This window comes from Enterococcus sp. C76 (assembly GCF_040886985.1).
Classification (GTDB): domain Bacteria; phylum Bacillota; class Bacilli; order Lactobacillales; family Enterococcaceae; genus Enterococcus_B; species Enterococcus_B lactis.
In genome coordinates, this window is record NZ_JBFOEY010000091.1 from 1 (window position 1) to 222 (window position 222).

Annotated in this window: 1 protein-coding gene; it reads right to left on the minus strand. The window is 34.2% G+C overall.

Annotated elements, in window-relative coordinates; genetic code table 11:
• Positions 1 to 222: hypothetical protein (locus AB3I00_RS14890; RefSeq protein WP_368025655.1), on the minus strand; the 222-nt coding region annotated here is incomplete at both ends.

A 222-nucleotide genomic window follows, 5' to 3' on the forward strand; every position in this document is an offset into this window, starting at 1 on the left:
AAAAAAGTCACTGATTTTGCTTTTCGCTTAGAGCCAATCTCTGTTGCCAAACGTTCCTTTGTGTCCTTTTCAAACGCAGATATATTTAATTGACTTGTTCCTTCTTTTACACGCACTACATCATTCAAATTATCCATCGCACTTGCTTTTACTGTCTCATTAATAGCTAAAACTAAACTATCTTGTGAATTAGATTCCGTTTGATAAAATACAGCCACTAAC